The organism is Rhodohalobacter sp. SW132 (assembly GCF_003390325.1).
GTDB lineage: Bacteria > Bacteroidota > Rhodothermia > Balneolales > Balneolaceae > SW132.
This window is the reverse complement of sequence record NZ_QUOK01000007.1, coordinates 194929-215419: the sequence shown is the minus strand read 5'-3', so window position 1 is coordinate 215419 and position 20491 is coordinate 194929. Positions and strand designations below refer to the sequence as shown.

Sequence of the window (20491 nt, the reverse complement as noted above, 5' to 3'; positions counted from 1 at the left end):
TGCTGAAATAATAAATGGGGAGGGTAATACTCGTGACCCTCGACAAACACATCGAAAATATTTTCTTAAAAAGTCCCTGCCTGCCAGTGCAGATAAATCCGCATAGATGAAATTCGCTACAAAGAGGAATCATGTGCTAAGGATGGTTCAATAAAGTAGATTAAATTCTCCCTTCACCGATACTCACTACTAATTAAAAACAGTCCTGTATTTTAATTTAATGCCTTCCCTCCTATTATGTCTCCCTGAACTATATTTCATCAACTAAACAAACTATCCATTTTGGAATCAAGACCATCAGAATCAAACTTTTTCAGGTACCGCTCAGTCACTTTAATATTTTTATGACCTAAGGCTTTTGATATATCGTAAATACTCCAGCCTTGGGTCCTTGCAAGATCAGCAAAAGAATGTCGGGCCATGTGAAACGAAATTTTTGTTTGTATCTCGGCAGATGAAGCAATCTTCTTTAGATTTTTATTGATGAGAGCATTTTTTGAAGATATATCACTGTGAAGAATCATTGTATCAGAAAGATCTTTGGAAACATCTAAGACAGGAAACAGGAAACCATATGGATTGTCTTCAGGATATTGATCCAATATCTTCAAGGCCTGCGGCATCAACTTTATATTTTTTGTTGTACCAGTCTTGCTCATCTTATAAATAAGACGTCCGTTTTTTACGTTATCGATTTTCATTTTTGCAAGATCACTAAACCGTATTCCCGCTGAGTAAAACGAAAAGAGAAAATAATTTCTGGTATTCCATATCAGTGATCTCTCCTTAAGCTCAAGGTTTTCAATCTTCTGAATCTCATCAAGACTTAATTTTTTATTCGACTCAGAGGATCCTTTTGCGGGTGAAAACTTAAAAAAAGGATTCTTTTCCTGAGGAAATTCATCCTCGTCAATGGCTTTATAAAGGATTGACCTGATTACTTTAAAATTTGATTGTATCGTCACCGGAGAGTTCTTGTACTTCTGAATCAGGTGTGTTTCATATTCACGGAGAAATCCAACCGTTATTTGATCGTAGGGGAGATTGTCATCGCAATAAGCTTTTAACTTTTTAAATGCAGATTTATATCGCCGGTGTGTAAAGAATTTCTTCTTCTTCTCTAAGTTCTGTATTGTCTTGTCAGAAAAATCGAAAAAATTATTGGAAAGCTCATTCTTTTGATTTTTTGGCTGGTGATATTGTTGGTATGCTTTTTTTACTGCCAGGCTAGTGCAAAGCTTTTCTTCCGTTTTTAACCGGGTTAAAATACTTTGAAGTATTGACAGTTTCTGCTGAATCAGATTGTTTAGTTCGTCTTCTCTGGGATGACTTTTTCTTACAGATGACTTGTTTTCGTTCCAATGTGATTCTGAAATGGATTCTTTAATTGAAATGTATTTTGTTGATCGAGAATCTGAGATTCTCAAATAAATCGGGCAGTGACCTTTGTTATTTTTTTTATGCTTGGCAAGTGTTGCAGAGATTTGAGCCATTCTTTCTTTTTAAGTTATGTGCCTTTACCCGGAAAAAGGGTAAAGGTATAGGTAAAGGTTTTTGCTGTCGAAAGTAATATAGAGAGAAACCCAACCAGAACGAAACGGCTTTAAAAGTGTTTAAAAGGGGTTTTCAGGTGTCAATCAAATTCAAGTAATTATATATTTGAGCCCGGCCCGAGGTACAAGCTCCTATTTGAACCATCAGATAGGAGCTTTTTTTTGCCCGTACCCTAATAGCCAGCTAGCCGGGTGAGAAGTCAGATCGAAGCGACAGAGAAGAGCTGGTCCCGAATGAGTCCAAACCGGGGACATATCCTTAATTCAAAGTATCGGGAAGCCCGGCCCGAGAATATTATAAAGCCCTGTTAGTCAAATATTTACAGACTGTCAGCGCTTTCTTTTTTATGGGTTTTTTGATGGTATGAAATGGCTAAAAGTGGATCTGGGGTTCACTCGGGGTGCACTGATAAATTTTAAAGGGCAAAAATCCATTAATGGTTCCGGTTCACGCGTCTCGTGAGTAGCGAATTGAACTCATATTATACTCTTGTTCTTCTCTTAAATAATACACGAACCATCCGGCACCTTTAGAAATTCAGTGAAGAGCTCATCAAGCTGCGTTTTTATAACTGTAAATTCCTGAACGACTTTGGGCATTACGTCAGCTTTGGCCAGCCATACTTACGGCCTGTTTTTTAAAAATAACATCAGCACCTGTTATTTTTTCAAGTGACAATATCTGAAGGCTGATTGAGGGCTGTGTGATTCGCAAACGTTTTGCCGTATCCCAAAAATCAGCTCCTCTGCAACTGCACCGAAATAGCAAAGTTAACGTAATCCGACATTTATGTCATTGTTTATTCCTATCTCATTATACAACTCATTCAATTTGACCAATGCTTTATATTACAATAATATTAGTAAGCACATAAAATGTTTAACTAAATCTCCAAAATCATGAAAACAAAAACTATAATCATTGCCATCTCACTCTTCGTTTCCACAACCGTTCTAACAATGGCTCAGCAATCTGTCATCGACGAGACTTCTCCGCCCTCTTTGGCCGTGAAGGCGGATAATCTGGCTTGTTTAAAAAGCATGCAATGCATCCAAAAAGAGAATCTCTTCGGTAGAATCAATCTCGATATATTCAGGAATGGAAACGGCCGTTTTGACGGGTATACCATAGAAGGTTCCTCCAAAAATGAAGAACTTTTTGCCCAGTATGATCATCGTGGAGACCTGATCAGATCAAATGTTATTCAGCGGAATATTCCCTTATCCAGGGAGATCAGGAATCAACTAATCAATGAAGAGTTCAGCTCCTGGAATATGATCGGAAATGAATGCAGGATCAAAAACTTCGACAGAAAGAGTATCGAATATAAGCTAATCCTTCAGAGAGAAGATGAAATTCGTGTAGTCTATTTTGATTATAAAGGCCAAAATAAAAACAGACTGGCATAACTCAGGTTCAAACACCTCTGAATCAATTTCGCAGGCAGCATCGGGACACCCGGCACAGATACTGCCTGCGGCTATTTTATGAAATTGTGCCATTAGCCGGAAACTTTCATAAATGAACTCAATCTCCTTAGGCAAGCCATTTTGAGGGATGAAAAAAGCAGGCAGAGTCTAAAAATAGTTATACTTTTTGCAGAACTTAGCTCTCTTAATGTTATGGTTTTCCCTCATCTTCACCACTATTCAGCATCTCATTCAGCAATCCTTGAATCATGGGTGTTGACTGGTCTTCCCGCCAAAAAAATGCAATTGTAGTGTTTGAACCTTTAGGGCTGAGATCATGATAAACCACCCCGGGAATCTGGATACGCCGTACCCCCGCGGGAACAACCGTAATCCCAAGTCCTGACTCCACAAGACTGACCTGCGTTTGGATATCAGAGGCTTCCTGGACAACATTCGGCGTTATGCCGGCTTTACGGAATATTTTTTGCAGATGATCATACAGGTTGATGTTAACCGAACGCGGGAACATAATCCACGACTCATCAGCAAGCATGGAAAGAGTTACACGGGATCGGTCAGCCAGCGGATGTGAGGCAGGCAGGACAACCATAAGCTTTTCCTTCGCTACTATCTCATAATCGTACTCCATTTTTGCAGATGGCTGGCGGATAAGCCCGGCATCGATCCGGCCAATTCGCAATGCTTCGAATTGATTCACTGTTGACATCTCCAGCAGCCGCAGCTCCACTCCGGGAAACCGTTCACGGAATCTGCGTATCGCCCTGGGGAGTGATGATACCAGCAACGCAGACGGTACAACACCCATTCTCAGTATCCCCTCTTTGCCCTGCGCAACATTGCGGGCCATTTTTATCGCATCATCTGTTTGATCAAGTATTGGCCTTGCCCGTGAAAGCAATGCTTCCCCGGTTTTGGTCAGCCGTACATGCGGCCTGCGCACAAAGAGTTCAGCACCTATTGTTTGTTCAAGTGATTGAATCTGAAGGCTGAGTGAAGGCTGGGTAATGTGCAATCGTTTTGCGGCATCCCCAAAACTCAGCTCCTCTGCCAAAACAGTAAAATAGCGCAGATGGCGTAATTCAACATTTTCTGTCATAAACCAATCCTATCTCAGTAAGGAATTCATCCTATTTAACCAATGAATATTATTGAAATAATTTAAAAGTGCAACCCATGCAGGTAGTTTAAAAAACAGATCTCTTATTTCATCGGGTTAAACCAAACGGTTTTGCGAACTGAGGTGGATGATCTACGCCTGTTGATAAAAACAAACACTCCCGAAATGCTTTAGTAAGAATTATGTGATGAAAAATTTAACAGCATGTATATTCTCCTTCATTTGTTTCAGTACGACTTTTGGTCAGGTACCTATTGAACAAACTGCAGAAATGATATTTAAGACCAATATCCTCATTGATATCCGGCCCGGAACCCCACCCGCGTCCCTCCCGCCGGGTAAGCCGTAGCCCGCGTTGAGGCGGACGAGTTCGGCGAGATCATCCGGCCGACTCCGTGCGGAACTGCCGCATACAGAGATAATTCATATCTAAATCAAATATTCCTCATTGGTATAGCCTATTTAGAATAAGTATTCATCCAATTTGACCAATAAGTAATTATGAAATAATTTTTAACATGTAGCCGGCATATTTCATCCTCTAAAACATTACATTTTTATTTAATTCATTAGTCAAGTAGTATGGTTATTCAAAAATCCATCGTAAGCTTACTTTTCTGCCTGGTACTATATGTCAGCGCCGGAGTGAATCTGCTTTTCTCTCAGCCGGTACAGACAGATAACGCCGAGGTGGAGCTGATATCGGAAAATCTGACAATCAAACCGGGAGAACCGTTCTGGATCGGTGTGCGGATGGATCTGCGCGACGGATGGTATGTCTATTACCGTAATCCGGGCGATTCCGGCATGCCTCTCATGGCTGAGTGGATGCATGAAAACGATTTTCAGATCGGTGATATTCAATGGCCCTACCCTCTCTGGATTGATGTAGGCGCCGGCCTGGCCAGTTACGGCTATTACGGTGATGTGCTTTTCATGATGGAGGCCACCGCACCCCCGGATCTCGAGCCCGGGACAGAATACATGCTGAAAGCGGAGGCGGACTACCTGATCTGCGAAAAAGTCTGTATTCCTGAATATGTGGAGATCGAACTTACACTTGGTGTTACCGGGGACGAGGTGGAGTACAACGAAGAGTGGCTTTCCTGGTTTGCGGATACCCGCTCCAAACTGCCCGTGGAGCTCGATTACTGGACTGCGGATGCGTATGTAAGTGATGATGGAAAAGAGATCACCCTCGAGCTAACAACCGATGCATTTGAGCTGCCTGAATACTCCGAGGTGATCTACTTTGCCAATGAAGAGGGTGAGATCGAGAACGCTTCAAAGCCGGAATTTCGCCAGGATGGGCAGAAGGTGATTCTCACCATGCAAAAGTCGGGGTACAAAAGTGAGGATGTTACCCGCGTATGGGGACTGGTGTACAACGCTGACGGCTGGGACGATTCCGGCGAAATTAAGGCAATTACCGTAGATGCGGATCTTGCCGGCGGTGAAGAACTTCTGTCTGCTGATACATCGGAAAGCCCGCTCGCTGTTTTCTCATCACGGTTTTTGATCATACTCGGTTTTGCATTCACAGGTGGTTTGATACTCAACCTGATGCCTTGCGTTTTCCCGATCCTTTCCATTAAGGTGATGAATTTTATGCAGATGTCTGGCCACAATCCCGGCGAAGTGAAGAAACATGGATTTGTATTTGGTGCCGGGGTAATCCTCTCTTTTCTTGTGTTAGCAGGCCTCCTGCTGCTATTGCGTGCCGGCGGACAGGAGCTGGGCTGGGGTTTTCAGCTGCAAACTCCCGCTTTTATCGCGTTTATGACTTTTCTGATGTTCGGGCTCGGCCTGAGCCTGATGGGCGTTTTTGAAATCGGAAACTCCCTGATCAACGTAGCTGGAAAAGCGGGAACCGGTGAGGGGCTTCGCGGCTCCTTTTTCAGCGGAATCCTGGCTACGATCCTCGCAACACCATGCACGGCTCCCTTTATGGGAACGGCCCTTGGCGTAGCAATTACACTGCCCGCATCAACTGCCCTGATGATTTTTGCCACGCTCGGCATCGGCATGGCGGCGCCATATGTACTGCTTTCATCGTTCCCCGCATTGATGAAATACCTGCCCAAACCCGGCGCCTGGATGGAGACATTTAAGCAGGCAATGGCTTTTCCCCTATTTGCAACGGCCATCTGGCTGATCTGGGTATTTGGCCAGCAGGCAGGAGTAGATGGTCTCACAAAACTGCTGGTCGGACTCCTGTTTCTTTCTCTCGGCATCTGGATTATCCACCGCTGGAACCGGTACAAAATTTCGGGCCGGACAAGGGTGATCAGCCGGTCGATCGCAACCCTCTTTATTGTGGGGGGATTTCTGTTCTCGGCATCTTCAGAGGCTATAACCTTTGACGGGGAATCGGCATCGGTGGACGGATATGGAATTGAATGGGAGCCTTTTTCAAACCGGCTGGTTGAAGAGTACCGTGATGATGGCCGAAATGTGTTTATCGACTTTACGGCCGCCTGGTGCATTACCTGCAAGGCGAATGAGCGGATTATTTTTAGTTCAAACCGGGTGAAGGAGCGATTTGAAGAACTCGATTTTGTGATGGTAAAAGCGGACTGGACCAACCGTAACCCTGAAATTACACGCGCACTCGAATCATTTGGCCGAAACGGAGTGCCTTTGTACGTGGTGTACAGTGAGGAAATAGACGAACCGATGATCCTGCCTGAACTCCTCACACCGGGTATTGTTTTGGATGCACTGGACCGGGTATCTGCCGGGGAAACATTGACATATGGAGATGATTTACATGAACTCGAATTTGACACTATTTATGATTAAAAAGTCCACCTTAATAGAGGGTGAGGAAATACTTAATCAAAGATATCGGCCATTTATTTTTACCACGAAGGTATTATAAAAAAGAGGTCGCAAAGCCACGAGGGTACACGAAGTATAACAAAATCAAATTACTAACCTTCGTGATTCTTCGCGTCATCGTGATTTCGTGGTAAACCCTTGGATATTTTTATTTAGAGCCCCATTGGTATTGACAAGCTTCAAATGAACTCCGTTTGGGAACCGCGAAGGCGCGAAGTCCCGAAGAAACACGAAGGGAAGAATTAAAAAAAACTTCGTGAACCCTCGAGCCTTCGGGTCCTCGTGGTAAAAAGAAGGAGTTTTTTTTATGCTTATTGATTTATTTTCTCACAGTCTTTAGAAGGGGGCACTCTTTAAATAAGAAATGGATTCTAATTGATACCTCGATGAACCTCTAAAAAAAATTCCCAACTAAAATACTCAACACTAAACCCTAATACTATGAAAAAAATAACCTTCCTCAGCGTACTGCTGATAGCTATCGCCTCCCTGGCATTTCTTAACATGGGCATGGCTTCCGAATCCAACCTTAGCGGTGCCGTAGTTGGTGAACCTGCCCCCGATTTCTCTGTGGTGGATGCGTACGGAAATACCCACAGCCTCAGTGATTACGAGGGGCAGTTTGTGATTCTGGAGTGGCTCAACCACGATTGTCCGTTTGTGCGCAAACATTACGACGGCAATAACATGCAGGAACTGCAGAAAAAATATACGGATCAGGATGTGGTCTGGCTTTCCGTTATTTCGTCAGCTCCCGGAACCCAGGGCTATCTAGAGCCTGAAGGCGCACAGAAAATTACTGGTGAGAAGAACGCCTCACCAACGGCGGTTCTGTTGGATGAGGATGGAACCATGGGACGTGCATATGATGCCCGGGTTACTCCGCATATGTACATCATCAACCCGGATGGCATTTTGGAATACAATGGTGCAATTGATGATCGTCCGACACCCCGTGCCAGGGATCTTGAAGGCGCCCGAAATTATGTCGTTGAAGCGATGGACGCCCTCATGAATGGCGGTGAAATTGAAGTACGTACCAATACGCCGTACGGGTGCACCGTAAAATACAATTAAGATACGCTGAACCGGCAATTTTCAAACATCAGGCCTCATATGTGAAAAACAGTGAGGCCTAATTTATTTGCATCAGATATTTTTTCTTCAGGCATTTAGCAAGAACTGAACCTTTCTGCTTCTCAGGTTTTCTCTTCCTCTATAATTCATCTCTCCCTTTCTCATTGGCAATTCCTATCTCGCAAGAGCATTCATCCAATTTGACCAATAAATATTAATGAAATAATTTAAAAAGTGTTATGCAAGAAGGCTATCAAATGTATACCCCTTTTTCTATTGAGATTAAATTAAATCAAATGGCTTTGAGAACTGAGGAGTATGGCCTGCATCGGTTGATAAGGAAATACAAATTACACCGGAATAATTTAGCAAGAACAATTCGATGAAATATTTATTACCCTTTTTAATCCTCTTCTTTTATATCATTACGGCCCATGCTCAGGCACCCACTGAACAACGTACAGAAATTATACAAAAGGGTGACAACCCGCCCGATATCCGGCCCGGAACGGCTGAAAAACCGGTTATGAGCGCTGTCCGTTTGACTGAGGGAACCTCCATTTCCCTAGATGGATTTTTAGATGAAGACGTTTGGCAAATGGCACCGGTAGCAACAGAATTTACGCAGCGAAATCCAAACGACGGCCAGTCCGCATCGGAAAGAACGGAAGTGAGAATTCTTTATACGGACAATGCCATCTACGTGGGATTTATGGCCTACGATTCAGCTCCGGATTCCATCATGGCGCCCCTCTTCAGGAGGGATGGCAACCAGCCAAGTGACTGGGTATATGTAGGTTTCGACAGCTATAACGACAGTCGCACCGCATTTGTGTTTGGGGTGAATCCCAGGGGAGTTCAGCGGGACTTTCTTTATTTCAATGATTCCAGTATGGATTTACAATGGGATGCTGTGTGGGACGCCAGAACCCAAATCCTTGAAAATGGATGGTCGGCAGAGATCCGTATTCCGATCAGCCAGCTCCGGTTCAGCGAGGCCAGCGATATACAATCTTGGGGCGTAAATTTTTCGCGTGCCCTGGCCCGGAAAGGGGAAACGTCATTCTGGGCGCCAACCCCACAAAGGGATACCCGTATGGTGTCAAGATATGGCAGGCTGAACGGAATCCGGGGCCTTGATGAACCGATGCGGCTGGAGATCATGCCCTATGTGGCAGGCAGCCTGCTAAGGGCTCCCGATTTAGGCACTTCCAATCCCTACTTCAACAGAAATCAGCTCGATGGCAATATTGGAGCTGATGTGAGATATGGCCTCACATCAAACCTAACGCTTACTGCGACCATCAACCCTGATTTTGGACAGGTAGAAGCTGATCCGTCTGTTATCAACCTGACAGCCAATGAGAGCTTTTTCTCCGAGCGCAGGCCATTCTTTCAGGAAGGAAATGATATTTTCCAGTTTGGAGGCACGAAGTCTTTTTTTAAAATTGGCCATCCGCAAACGTTCTACTCCCGCCGAATCGGGCGTGCACCCCAGGGAAGCCCCGGCCGGGCCGGTGAACCTGCCCTGTTCACGGACCAGCTCGATCAAACTACGATTGCAGGTGCAGTAAAACTGAGCGGGAAAACAGATACCGGATGGTCAATCGGCGCATTGAATGCATTTACTCTGCAGGAAACTGCCAGTTTCATTACGCCTTCCGGTGCCGAAGAAAATATTGCGGTGGAGCCGGCAACCAACTACCTGGTTACAAGAACCATGAAGGATTTTAACGCCGGCAATACCTATGTAGGCGGATTTGTCAGCGCGGTGAGCAGGAATATAGATGGAACCTATTTCGAAAATTTCCTCCGTTCATCAGCCTATCTTGGCGGGCTGGATTTTGAACACAATTTTGACAACCGTAACTGGGTTGTAAGCGGTGTAGTTTCTTATAGTTCCATAAATGGAACTCAGCAAGCTATCGGATTGGCCCAGCGTTCACCAGTCCGGTACTACAATCGGGTAGATTCAGATAAGCTGAATCTCGATACTGAAAGGACTAACCTGTCCGGATATGCCACTGAAATGAGCATTCGCAGACAAGGCGGAAGCAGATGGCTTGGCTCACTGACCTATTCTGACGTAAGCCCCGGCTACGAAACAAATGATCTTGGTTTCCAGAATCGGGCTGATCACAGAATACTATCAGGCAGTATAATTTACAGGAATACCAATTTATCATGGCTGCAATTTTTTGAGCAATCAGTCGCGTCATTAAATGGATGGAATTACGATGGCGATAGAATTCATAATGGAATCAGGTCGGCAGGGTTTATGCGGTTTAATAATCTTTGGACAGCAAATTATAATGCCGGTTTTAACCTGAGGCGGGATTCAGACAGGCTAACCCGTGGCGGCCCTGTCATGCAGCAACCGACCGATATGCTTCTTAACCTGTTCATTAGTACAAACCCTAATAAAACAATTTCTTTCGGTTCAGGACTCCTTCACATAAGGGACGAAAATGGGGGAAGTACCTATGATTATCTTGGAGTCATAAATGCCCGGCCCTCCACATGGCTTACCATGAGTTTGTCCCCTCTCATCGTGAAAAACAGAAATACCATGCAGTATGTTAGTTCTGTGCCGGATGCCAGCGCATATCATACGTTCGGGAACCGGTACCTGTTTGCAGACATCACCCAAAATACCATCGCCCTGGATACCAGGGTAAACTGGACGTTCTCGCCAACTATGAGCTTAGAAACCTATGTTCGTCCATTTGTATCATCCGGTAAATACAGCAACTTCAAAGAGCTTTCAGCTCCGCGTACGTTTGATTTTGATGTTTATGGTGAGGATATGGGTACGATTACACAAAATGATGGTCAATATTTTGTTGATCCTGACGACACAGGTACTTCAAACTTTGCTTTCCGAGATCCCGATTTCAATTTTAGATCCATTCAGGGCAATGCCGTATTCCGATGGGAATACCGCTCGGGATCTACACTCTTCTTTGTATGGCAACAGCAAAGAAGTGATTTTGAAGCTACAGGAGATTTTGACTTTGGAAGGGATCTTAGCGATTTATTTAGGTCAAAACCGACCAATGTATTTCTTGTAAAAGCGTCGTATTGGTTTGGATAAAATGAATCAAAGAATCAACTATTTGAAAAAACAGCCTTTATCCTTTCAAAATAGAAAGATGACCTCACTTTCTTTTCTGAATTTGCTCACGATTTTGGCTGTTTTTCTTCTTTTGACAGAAACCTTATCCGCGCAAGAACTGCCCCGACGAGTGCAAATCGGATTGGCAATGCAGCCTGTGGAAAATGGAGTGCAGATAACTTTTGCCCCCGAACACCAGCCTGCGGGGATGGCCGGTATGCTGGAGGGTGATATTATCCGTTCTATAGATGGAGAGCCTGTAACCAGCCAGTTGGATGTGATTGAGAAGCTACGGAATGAGCGTCCTCCCTCTTTACGTTTTTCTGTTGAGCGCAATGGCCGGGAAGAGGTTGTCACCGTTCACCCTCAGGAAGTTCCGTTGCTCGATCATCCGGACTTTGAATTTCATTATGGTGTAGTGGAAACCGATGATGGTACGCTTCGTCGCACTATTATCAGAAAACCTCATGGGGACGGGCCATTTCCCACAATAGTAATGCTCGGTGGTATCGGCTGCTATTCACTTGACAGCAGAGAAGGAGTGGCTTATATCGACATGTTAAATGAATTGGCGAGTACCGGCTATTTGACATATTGGGTGGAAAAAAGCGGAATGGGCGACAGCCAGGGAACTCCATGCATGGAAATCAATTTTGATACTGAACTCAGCGGTTACCGCGCCGGCCTCTCCCAGGTTCGCACAATGTCTGATGTGGATCAGAACAGGGTAATACTTCTGGGACACAGTATGGGCGGACTCACAGGCCCAATCCTGGCTTCTGAAACGGATGAGCCTCTTCATGCTATCATTGCTATGTCTACATTTGGAGTGCCATGGTTTGAATATCTCATAGCGAACAGCCGCCGCCAGGTGCACTTTTCTGATTTGTCTCTTTCCGAAATTGAAAACCGAATGAGTGAAACTGTAAAAGTGCATTACATGTACACGATAGAGAAAAAATCACCTGAAGAGATTCTCAAAATATTTCCTGACCGTGCAGGAAGTTTCAATCTTCCCCACCACTACAGCTATTTTCAGCAAGTAGCCGATTACAAACCCCTGGATCTCTGGTCACGTACCGGGGAAGCACAGGCATTGCTCATCGCCGGAGGTGCTGATTACGTCGTCAGTATTGATGAACACAAGTATGTGGTGGATAATTTGAACAACCTCCGACCGGGGTCAGCGAAATTTATTTTTATTGAGGATATGGACCACGGCCTTCGTTTTGCCCGTGATCAGCAGGCAGCCCGGGCGGGTGAATCAGGAGCTTTCCATAGTGAATTGGTACCGGCTATCATAAATTGGCTGGAAAGTATTGATGACTGATCGCTTTATGGAGTTCCAAAAAATCCAATTTACGTATTTAACATTAGTTCGATATAAAAAGTTGGGTGAAGAACCTCCACTTCCGCCGGCTGCCGGAGTACGGGGGTGGTTACAGCTCTTAGAGCAGTTCGTTACATAAACTGCTTGATTAGCTGGTGTGGCGAGTACCCCCGGCTGGATCCCTGAGCCGGAAGGGGCAGCCTGTCCATGCATCCATCAAAATCCATGCGATCGAGCATCTTTTTCATCAAAAGAATGTCCAATGCCCCCCAGGCGGTGATTTCTTTATCGGTAAAAGAAATTTTAAAGTCTATTGCGTACAAGGAAAGCTTACGGGTGAACAGGAGAGGAAACTGAACGACTAACAAACCGAATAATAGTAACTTACACCTGTATATTCCTAATGGCGGTCATTATAAAATCGTCCTAATGATAATTTTGGGTTTAAAAAATTATCATCGAAGGAATAAATCCCATCTCACTATAATTCAGGTATTTACCTGAAAAAAATGAAATGTAAATTGATGTAACTAAAATTTTGAGCACGCGTACATTTTTTTAGCTGAAAATTAAAGTTACATCAAATCTAATGAAATTAATTACCACAACTTTATCTGCGATCCTTTTTGCATGCTTGATGATAATCATGCAGGCCTGTAGTAGCAATAACGGGCAATCAAATGTATCAACTGAAAATACTGTGCTTATACCGGTTGAAGCCGGACAGGTAAATCGGGGAGATATTTCCGCTTTTTATGCAAATACAGCAACACTTGAAGCTGAACAAGAAGCTACCGTTGTTTCGAAGGTTAGGGGAATTATTAAGGAGCTTTATGTTGAAGAGGGAGACAATGTTCAGGCCGGACAAATTATCGCAAAAATTGATGATGAGCAGTACCAGTTAGAGGTGAATAATGCCAAGGCAACACTCGACAGACTTCAAAATAATCTCAGTCGGAGCAAAGAGCTTTTTGATCGAAACCTGGTATCAGCAGAAGCATATCAGAATGCCAAGTTTGAATACGAATCTCAAAAGGCCACTTTCGAACTTTCCGTTTTAAATCTCGAGAACTCTTCTGTTCGTTCGCCCATCAAAGGTACTATTTCTGAACGGTTTGTAAAAAAGGGAAATATGATCGGCACCGACCAACAGCTGTACAGGGTTACCGATTTCAGCCGATTGAAAGCCGTTCTGCATGTGCCCGAGCATGAGATGTCTAAAATTCGAAATAATCAGCGGGCAGAACTTCGGGCAGACGCCATTCCCAACGAACTTTTTGTGGGGTATGTGGAACGAATTAGTCCGGTTGTAGACTCACAAAGCGGAACCTTTAGAGCAACGGTATATATAGATGAAACCCGGAATATGTTGCGTCCGGGTATGTTTAGCAGGGTAAGAATTGTTTATGACACACGCCAAAATTCCCGACTAATTCCACGATCGGCAATCATTTCTGAAGACCTTAACAAAAGCGTATTTGTGGTCAGGGATTCGCTTGTTTTCAAAAGATCCATACAAACGGGGTATACAAATGGTCAATCAGTGGAAGTGATTGATGGTCTCGAGGATAATGAGATTGTGGTTACCATTGGCCAGGGAAGTCTTCAAGACAGTACCAAAGTAAATATCATCAACAGCGCTCTTTTAATCGGGAATTGATCTATGAAAATTATCGATTTTTCAATTCGCCGAAAAGTTACCATTGCAATGTTTACGATTGGGATTTTGCTCTTCGGACTGGTTTCACTATCCCGTTTGAATGTAAACCTGCTACCCGAACTCAGCTATCCCACACTGACTATCCGCACCGATTTCGAAGGCGCCGCTCCCGTTGAGGTGGAGAATCTCATCACCAAGCCCATTGAAGAAGCAGTTGGGGTTGTAAAGGGTGTACAGCAGGTTCGGTCAACCTCCCGGGCAGGTCAGTCGGATGTAGTGCTTGAGTTTGCATGGGGCACCGAGATGAACATGGCAAATTTGGATGTAATGTCTAAGCTGGATGCTATTCAGCTCCCGCTTCAAGCCAAAAAACCGGTCACTTTGCGGTTTGACCCTACCCTGGATCCAATTCTTCGTTACGCTCTCTATTATGATGAATCAGGACGGAGTGATTTCTATTTTGTAGCCATGGAGGAGGATTTATCCAGTCCTGAGGCCATATCCCGGTTAAAGTCACTGAGAATTATGGCAGATGAACAGTTTAAAAGAAATCTGGAATCGGCCCCCGGAGTCGCATCTGTGAAAATTAGTGGCGGACTGGAAGAAGAGATCCAGGTAAATATTGATCAGCAGAGACTTTCCCAGCTTAATATTCCAATAGAAACGATAACACAGGTTTTAAATGCTGAGAATGTGAACCTTTCCGGCGGACGTCTTGAGGAGGGCGCCCAACAGTATCTTGTTCGTACACTCAATCAATTTCAGTCGGTTGATCAAATTAGAAACGTAGTTCTTGTCCGTAACAATGGTTCTCCTGTTTATTTAAAAGATGTAGCTGACGTCGTTCAATCCTATAAAGAGAGGGAAGCCATCACCCGATTAAACGGCTCCGAGGCTGTTGAAATCGCTATCTATAAGGAAGGCGATGCCAATACCGTGGCGGCAGCAAATGTGGTAAATCAGCGGATGAATCAAGTCAGCAGTAACCTTCCTGCCGGCATGAAACTGGAAAAAGTGTATGATCAGTCTGTATTTATCTCATCAGCTGTGAATGAGGTGAAAAATGCAGGGATTATTGGCGGTATTCTTGCCGTACTGATACTCTACCTTTTTCTACGAAATTTTTGGGCTACCGTCATTATATCGGTCTCTATTCCCGTATCGGTAATTGCCACATTTAACTTAATGTATGGAAACAGCATCTCCCTCAATATCATGTCGTTGGGTGGAATTGTATTGGGTATTGGAATGCTGGTGGATAATTCCATTGTGGTTCTCGAGAATATCGCCCGTCACAAAGAACAGGGGAAAAGTATTATCAATGCTGCCCGCGAAGGGGCCGGAGAAGTAGGAATGGCTGTCGTTGCCTCTACCCTTACCACAATTGCCGTATTTTTCCCGCTGGTATTTGTGGATGGAATTGCCGGTCAGTTGTTTCGCGATCAGGCTCTTACCGTCACATTTTCACTGCTTGCCTCATTGGTTGTGGCGCTGACACTAATTCCAATGATGTCGTCCCTGGGCGGGTCTAAAAAAGAGCTCCCGCCATTAGAATTAACAGAACCCAAAACGAAATTTGGTCGTGGTTTACGTTCCATTCGCCTTTTCCTTTTTCATACCATCCCAACATTAATCGCAAAAGGTTTTCGCTTTATCATTAGGTGGATCTCAAAATTAATAAAAGTACTCATTTCCCCTTTTGTCTATCTCTTCAATGCGTTTTATGGAGCCGTAGAAAATGTGTATGAGTCTCTGTTAAGCTGGTCTCTGAAGCATAAGGCAACGGTTTTAATTTCAGCTATTTTAATCTTTGCCGGCTCGCTTGCACTTGTTCCAAGGATTGGAGTTGTGCTTATCCCGGAGTTATCTCAGGGCGAATTTAATGTCCAGTTCGAACTTCCTCCCGGAACTCCTATCGAAAAAACGGATACTGCTTTGCGGTCGGTGCAAAATACAACGAAGAATGTTGATGGAGTTCGCACAACGTTTGCCGTAGCCGGTACAGGAAACAGAATGAACGCTAACCCGGATGCCGGGGGTGAAAATCGGGGAGAATTAAGTGTTTCACTTGCTTCCGGGAGTTCCCGGGCAAATGAGCAGCAGGTTATCGAAACCATGCGTGCCTCCCTGCAGCAGATTCCGGGATTGCAGTATAAGTTTGGCCGGCCTGAACTGTTCACCTTCAAAACCCCTGTTGAAATAGAAATCAGTGGGTTTGATCTGGATAATCTAAAAAAGGCAGGCGATAATATTGCCGCTGAATTGAGCGATAATCCCCGTTTTGCAGATGTGAAGAGTACAATGGAAGTTGGAAGTCCGGAAGTACAAATCCTGTTCGATCGCGATCGGGCTGCATCATACGGCCTTCAGGTTCATGATGTGGCTAACAGTGTCGTCAGCAATGTTCGTGGAGATGTTGCAACACGATATTCCTGGAGAGATCGTAAGATCGATGTTCTTGTCCGGGCACAGGAAGCAGACCGTGCATCTATTGAAGAAATTCAGCGAATTGTTGTCAATCCCGGCAGTGAACGGACAATTCCGTTAAATGCGATTGCCACTGTACAGGTTGTGGACGGCCCCGGAGAGATCCGTCGTGTGGCACAACAACGCGTGGCCATTGTATCTGCAAACCTGAACTTTGGCGATTTGGGAGAAGCCGCCGAAGAGATTCAACAGGTTCTATACGAAACCACTCTTCCACCGGGAATTTTTGCAAGCATCGCCGGTCAAAACCAGGAGATGTCAGATTCATTCCGCTCTCTCCTCTTCGCATTGGCCCTTGCAGTTTTCTTAGTTTACCTGGTGATGGCAACCCAGTTCGAATCGCTGCTCCATCCGTTTATTATTCTTTTCACCATTCCGCTGGCACTTGTGGGGGCAATACTTGCCCTCTATCTAACCGGCACAACCATAAGTGTGGTTGTCTTTATTGGTTTGATTTTACTCGCCGGTATTGTAGTTAATAATGCAATTGTTTTGATTGACCTGATCAATCAAATGAGGCATAAAGGAATGGAAAAGATGGACGCCATTCGCGAAGGTGGCAAATCACGCCTGCGCCCAATTTTGATGACAACCCTCACCACCATTCTTGCACTCCTTCCGCTTGCCATTGGTTTTGGTGATGGTGCCGAACTACGGGCTCCCATGGGTATCACCGTAATCGGGGGACTGCTGGTCTCTACCCTTTTAACACTGGTTGTGATCCCTGTAATGTATGCCGTGATGGACCGGAAACGGTATGCTGTTGAGGAGGAGTTGTCATGAGTTTTGAGAATAATGCATTTAAACCGGTTGTGAGAGGTAAATCATGCATATAACCGAATTTTCTCTTCGCCGTCCGGTAACAACTTTGATGGTTTTCATAAGTTTAATCGTGGTTGGGTTGATTGCAACGCGCATGGTACCGCTGGAATTTATGCCCAACATCACATTTCCCGGTGCGTTTGTTCAGCTTCCTTATCCAAATGCAACTCCGTTGGAGGTCAATGAAAATATTGCGCGCCCTGTCGAAGAGGTATTGGCAACTTTGAGCGGTGTGGAACAGATCAATTCCAATTCCGGCGAAAACAATGCCGGAGTAGTCGTTCTGTTCAAACAGGGAACCGATATCGACATCAAAGCAATTGAAATCAAAGAGAAGATTGAAAGTATCCGCAATCAACTTCCCGATGATTTTGAATACTATCAGATCTTTAAATTCCAGGATGGCGATGCCCCTACCCTTAATCTTCGCATCTCCAGTAATCGCGACCTTTCAAATTCGTATGAGTTACTTAATCGTAATTTGCAGCAGCGAATTGAACGCATTCCCGGTGTGGGTCAGGTGGATATGTATGGAGTGGAAAAAAAGGAGATTCGAATTGAGCTTGATCCGGCTCGCATCAGCGCCTATAACATTAACCTGAACGAGCTGAGTACAACTCTTCGGCAGGCAAACTTCTCTATGTCAGCCGGGAAAATATCAGATGCGGGAATGCGATATATGGTTCGCCCACTCGCAGATATTCATAGCTATGAGGATATCGAAAACCTGATTATTTCTGATAATAATATTCGGGTGAAAGATATTGCTGAGGTACACTATAAGACGCCCAGAAGAGATTACGCACGTCATCTTGACCAGAAATACGCCGTTGGACTTGATATCACAAAGGAGTCTACAGCAAATGTAGTGGAAGTGGTAAACCTGGTTATGGCTGAAATTGAAGAGATCAACAAATTGCCCGAAATGGAGGGCATACAGATCTACGAAATGTTCAATCAGGCAAACGGTATTTTAAGTTCGCTCCGGGAGCTGTTTAATGCGGGTATGATTGGTGCCGTTTTCTCAATTTTTGTGCTCTTCATATTCCTGCGGCATTTCGGAACTACCATGATTATAGCGACTGCCGTTCCCTTTTCCATCATCGTGACCCTCGGGTTTTTCTTTTTCCTGGATATCACACTGAACATTCTCTCTATGATGGGCTTAATGCTGGCTATTGGTATGCTGGTTGACAACGCTGTGGTAGTCACCGAAAATATTCATCGTTTTCAGCGCAAGGGATTTAGCCCCCAAAAAGCGTCCTTGTTAGGTGCGCGGGAAGTTTCAATTGCAGTTACTGCGGGTACACTTACATCCATTATTGTTTTTCTTCCAAATGTGGTAAATGAGAGCTTCATTTCGCAACATATGTACTATATAGGGATGGCCATTATTATCGCCCTGCTTGCCTCATTGATCATTTCATTGACGGTTATTCCGCTTCTTGCCTCAAAAATAAAACCGCCCAAAGAATCACCTAAAAGTACACTTATCGATAAAATGGCAGATAAATATGCCGGATTTTTACGGTGGTTTCTTGAGAGAAGAAAAATCTCAGTGCTATTTATCGCACTGCTTTTTCTAAGTGGCGCAATTCCCCTCTCCTTTATGAGTGTGGATATGTTTCCACGGGTAGAAGACCGACGGTTAAACCTGCAGTATAACCTGAATGCATCCTATACACTTGATACAGTTAAAGAGTCTGTAGATCGGGTTGAACAATATTTATATGACAACCAGGAGTCATTTGAGATCGAATCGGTCTACTCCTACTACACCCCGGATTACGCAATTTCCACAATTAATCTGACGGATGATGATAAAGCCAAAAAATCAGTCACAAAGATTAAAGAAGAAATTGCTGAAAATCTTCCCCAAATGGCTATTGGCAGGCCTGCGTTTGAGTTTATCAGCAGGAATAGTAGTGAACAGGTACGCGTATTTGTTCAGGGAGAATCGATGCAAGAGCTTGAAGATCTGGCCGAACAGGTCGCATGGCGTCTAAGCACGGTTGAAGGATTTGCAGATGTACGGTCGGAAGCGGAATCAGGAAAGGAAGAGATACGGCTTACTATCGACCATAACCGTGCCCGTAATCTTGGACTCTCCTCTTCAGATATTGCGAATGTGGTATCCGGTGCTATGCGGGGTCAGACTATTCAGCGAATCCGTGGCGAAGAGAGTGAAATTGATGTCGTGCTGGCATTTCGAGATGTGGACCGTCAAACAATGGATGATCTTCGAAATTTACCCATCAGTTTTGGTGAAAATCAGACCACAAATCTTTCGTCTGTTGCAAGTATGGAACAGAAGCAGGGCCCCGGACGAATTTTTCGCGAGAACAGGAAAATGTCTTTAGGTATCGCCATTAATCTTGATGGCATTACATCAGAAGAAGCTCGTAGAGAGATTTCTGCGGTGATGAATCAAATCATCTATCCTACCGGATATTCATGGAGTTATGGTCGTAGTTTCGGCAATGATATGGATGCTATGAACACCATGCTGTTTAATATCGGTATTGCTTTCTTTCTGATCTACCTGATTATGGCTTCACTCTTTGAATCGCTCCTTTACCCGTCAAGTGTACTCTCATGTATCTTTTTTGGTGTGATTGGAATCTTTTGGTTCTTTTTCATTACCGGCACCACGTTTGACCTGATGGCGTTCATTGGTATACTAATATTGATGGGAATTGTGGTGAATAATGGGATTGTGCTGGTTGATCATATCAATAATCTTCGGGCTGAAGGATTATCGCGAAGAGAGGCGGTTATTCAGGGTGGGCGAGACAGAATGCGTCCCATTTTGATGACGGCCGGCACAACTGTTCTTGGCTTACTACCGCTCTGCTTTGGCACCACAATGATTGGTGGTGATGGAGGCCCTCCCTATTTTCCGATGGCACGGGCAATTGTAGGTGGACTCACTTTCTCAACCGTTATTACCCTGATTGTACTGCCATCGATCTATGTAATTTTAGATGATATCGGGATTTGGGGTGCACGGATCGTAAGAGCATCCGCAGTAAAGGTGTAGATTAAATTTAACCTA

General features: G+C 44.4%; 10 protein-coding genes. 8 read left to right on the top strand and 2 right to left on the bottom strand.

The window, feature by feature from the left end; translation table 11 throughout:
- Positions 1–260: 260 nt before the first annotated feature.
- Complete coding sequence (locus DYD21_RS14240; RefSeq protein WP_116037664.1) at positions 261–1493, bottom strand: site-specific integrase; 1233 nt, start codon at positions 1491–1493, stop codon at positions 261–263.
- 960 nt (positions 1494–2453) lie between these two features.
- Between DYD21_RS14240 and DYD21_RS14235 the strand changes: the two genes are divergently transcribed.
- The gene (locus DYD21_RS14235) at positions 2454–2963 is read left to right on the top strand and encodes a hypothetical protein (RefSeq protein ID WP_116037663.1); all 510 of its coding nucleotides are present in this window, start codon (positions 2454–2456) and stop codon (positions 2961–2963) included.
- A 211-nt stretch (positions 2964–3174) separates the two neighbouring features.
- On the opposite strand, the gene DYD21_RS14230 is transcribed toward DYD21_RS14235, so the two are convergent.
- The gene (locus tag DYD21_RS14230) at positions 3175–4083 is read right to left on the bottom strand and encodes a LysR family transcriptional regulator (RefSeq protein WP_116037662.1); all 909 of its coding nucleotides are present in this window, start codon (positions 4081–4083) and stop codon (positions 3175–3177) included.
- Positions 4084–4686: 603 nt separating this feature from the next.
- On the opposite strand from DYD21_RS14230, the gene DYD21_RS14225 reads away from it, so the two are divergent.
- From DYD21_RS14225 to DYD21_RS14190, 7 genes are all read left to right on the top strand, one after another.
- A complete protein-coding gene (locus DYD21_RS14225; RefSeq protein ID WP_116037661.1) occupies positions 4687–6906 on the top strand; it encodes a protein-disulfide reductase DsbD in 2220 nt (739 codons plus the stop codon).
- 480 nt (positions 6907–7386) lie between these two features.
- The gene (locus DYD21_RS14220; RefSeq protein ID WP_116037660.1) at positions 7387–8022 is read left to right on the top strand and encodes a thioredoxin family protein; all 636 of its coding nucleotides are present in this window, start codon (positions 7387–7389) and stop codon (positions 8020–8022) included.
- A 382-nt stretch (positions 8023–8404) separates the two neighbouring features.
- A complete protein-coding gene (locus tag DYD21_RS14215; protein WP_233505550.1) occupies positions 8405–11116 on the top strand; it encodes a DUF5916 domain-containing protein in 2712 nt (903 codons plus the stop codon).
- 58 nt (positions 11117–11174) lie between these two features.
- Positions 11175–12467 (top strand): alpha/beta fold hydrolase, encoded by a 1293-nt coding sequence (locus DYD21_RS14210; protein ID WP_158607303.1) that lies wholly within the window; start codon positions 11175–11177, stop codon positions 12465–12467.
- 589 nt (positions 12468–13056) lie between these two features.
- Complete coding sequence (locus DYD21_RS14200) at positions 13057–14127, top strand: efflux RND transporter periplasmic adaptor subunit (RefSeq protein ID WP_116037657.1); 1071 nt, start codon at positions 13057–13059, stop codon at positions 14125–14127.
- A 3-nt stretch (positions 14128–14130) separates the two neighbouring features.
- Entirely contained in the window at positions 14131–17397 is a 3267-nt protein-coding gene (locus tag DYD21_RS14195) for an efflux RND transporter permease subunit (RefSeq protein ID WP_116037656.1), read from the top strand.
- A gap of 43 nt (positions 17398–17440) precedes the next feature.
- Positions 17441–20476 carry an efflux RND transporter permease subunit gene (locus DYD21_RS14190; RefSeq protein WP_116037655.1) on the top strand — a complete coding sequence of 1012 codons (3036 nt, stop codon included), beginning with the start codon at positions 17441–17443 and terminating at the stop codon, positions 20474–20476.
- Positions 20477–20491: the final 15 nt, after the last annotated feature.

Bases quoted from the DNA above. Each gene is read 5' to 3' on its own strand.
- DYD21_RS14240 (WP_116037664.1), bottom strand. From the start codon at position 1,493: ATGGCTCAAATCTCTGCAACACTTGCCAAGCATAAAAAAAATAACAAA.
- DYD21_RS14235 (WP_116037663.1), top strand. From the start codon at position 2,454: ATGAAAACAAAAACTATAATCATTGCCATCTCACTCTTCGTTTCCACA.
- DYD21_RS14230 (WP_116037662.1), bottom strand. From the start codon at position 4,083: ATGACAGAAAATGTTGAATTACGCCATCTGCGCTATTTTACTGTTTTG.
- DYD21_RS14225 (WP_116037661.1), top strand. From the start codon at position 4,687: ATGGTTATTCAAAAATCCATCGTAAGCTTACTTTTCTGCCTGGTACTA.
- DYD21_RS14220 (WP_116037660.1), top strand. From the start codon at position 7,387: ATGAAAAAAATAACCTTCCTCAGCGTACTGCTGATAGCTATCGCCTCC.
- DYD21_RS14215 (WP_233505550.1), top strand. From the start codon at position 8,405: ATGAAATATTTATTACCCTTTTTAATCCTCTTCTTTTATATCATTACG.
- DYD21_RS14210 (WP_158607303.1), top strand. From the start codon at position 11,175: ATGACCTCACTTTCTTTTCTGAATTTGCTCACGATTTTGGCTGTTTTT.
- DYD21_RS14200 (WP_116037657.1), top strand. From the start codon at position 13,057: ATGAAATTAATTACCACAACTTTATCTGCGATCCTTTTTGCATGCTTG.
- DYD21_RS14195 (WP_116037656.1), top strand. From the start codon at position 14,131: ATGAAAATTATCGATTTTTCAATTCGCCGAAAAGTTACCATTGCAATG.
- DYD21_RS14190 (WP_116037655.1), top strand. From the start codon at position 17,441: ATGCATATAACCGAATTTTCTCTTCGCCGTCCGGTAACAACTTTGATG.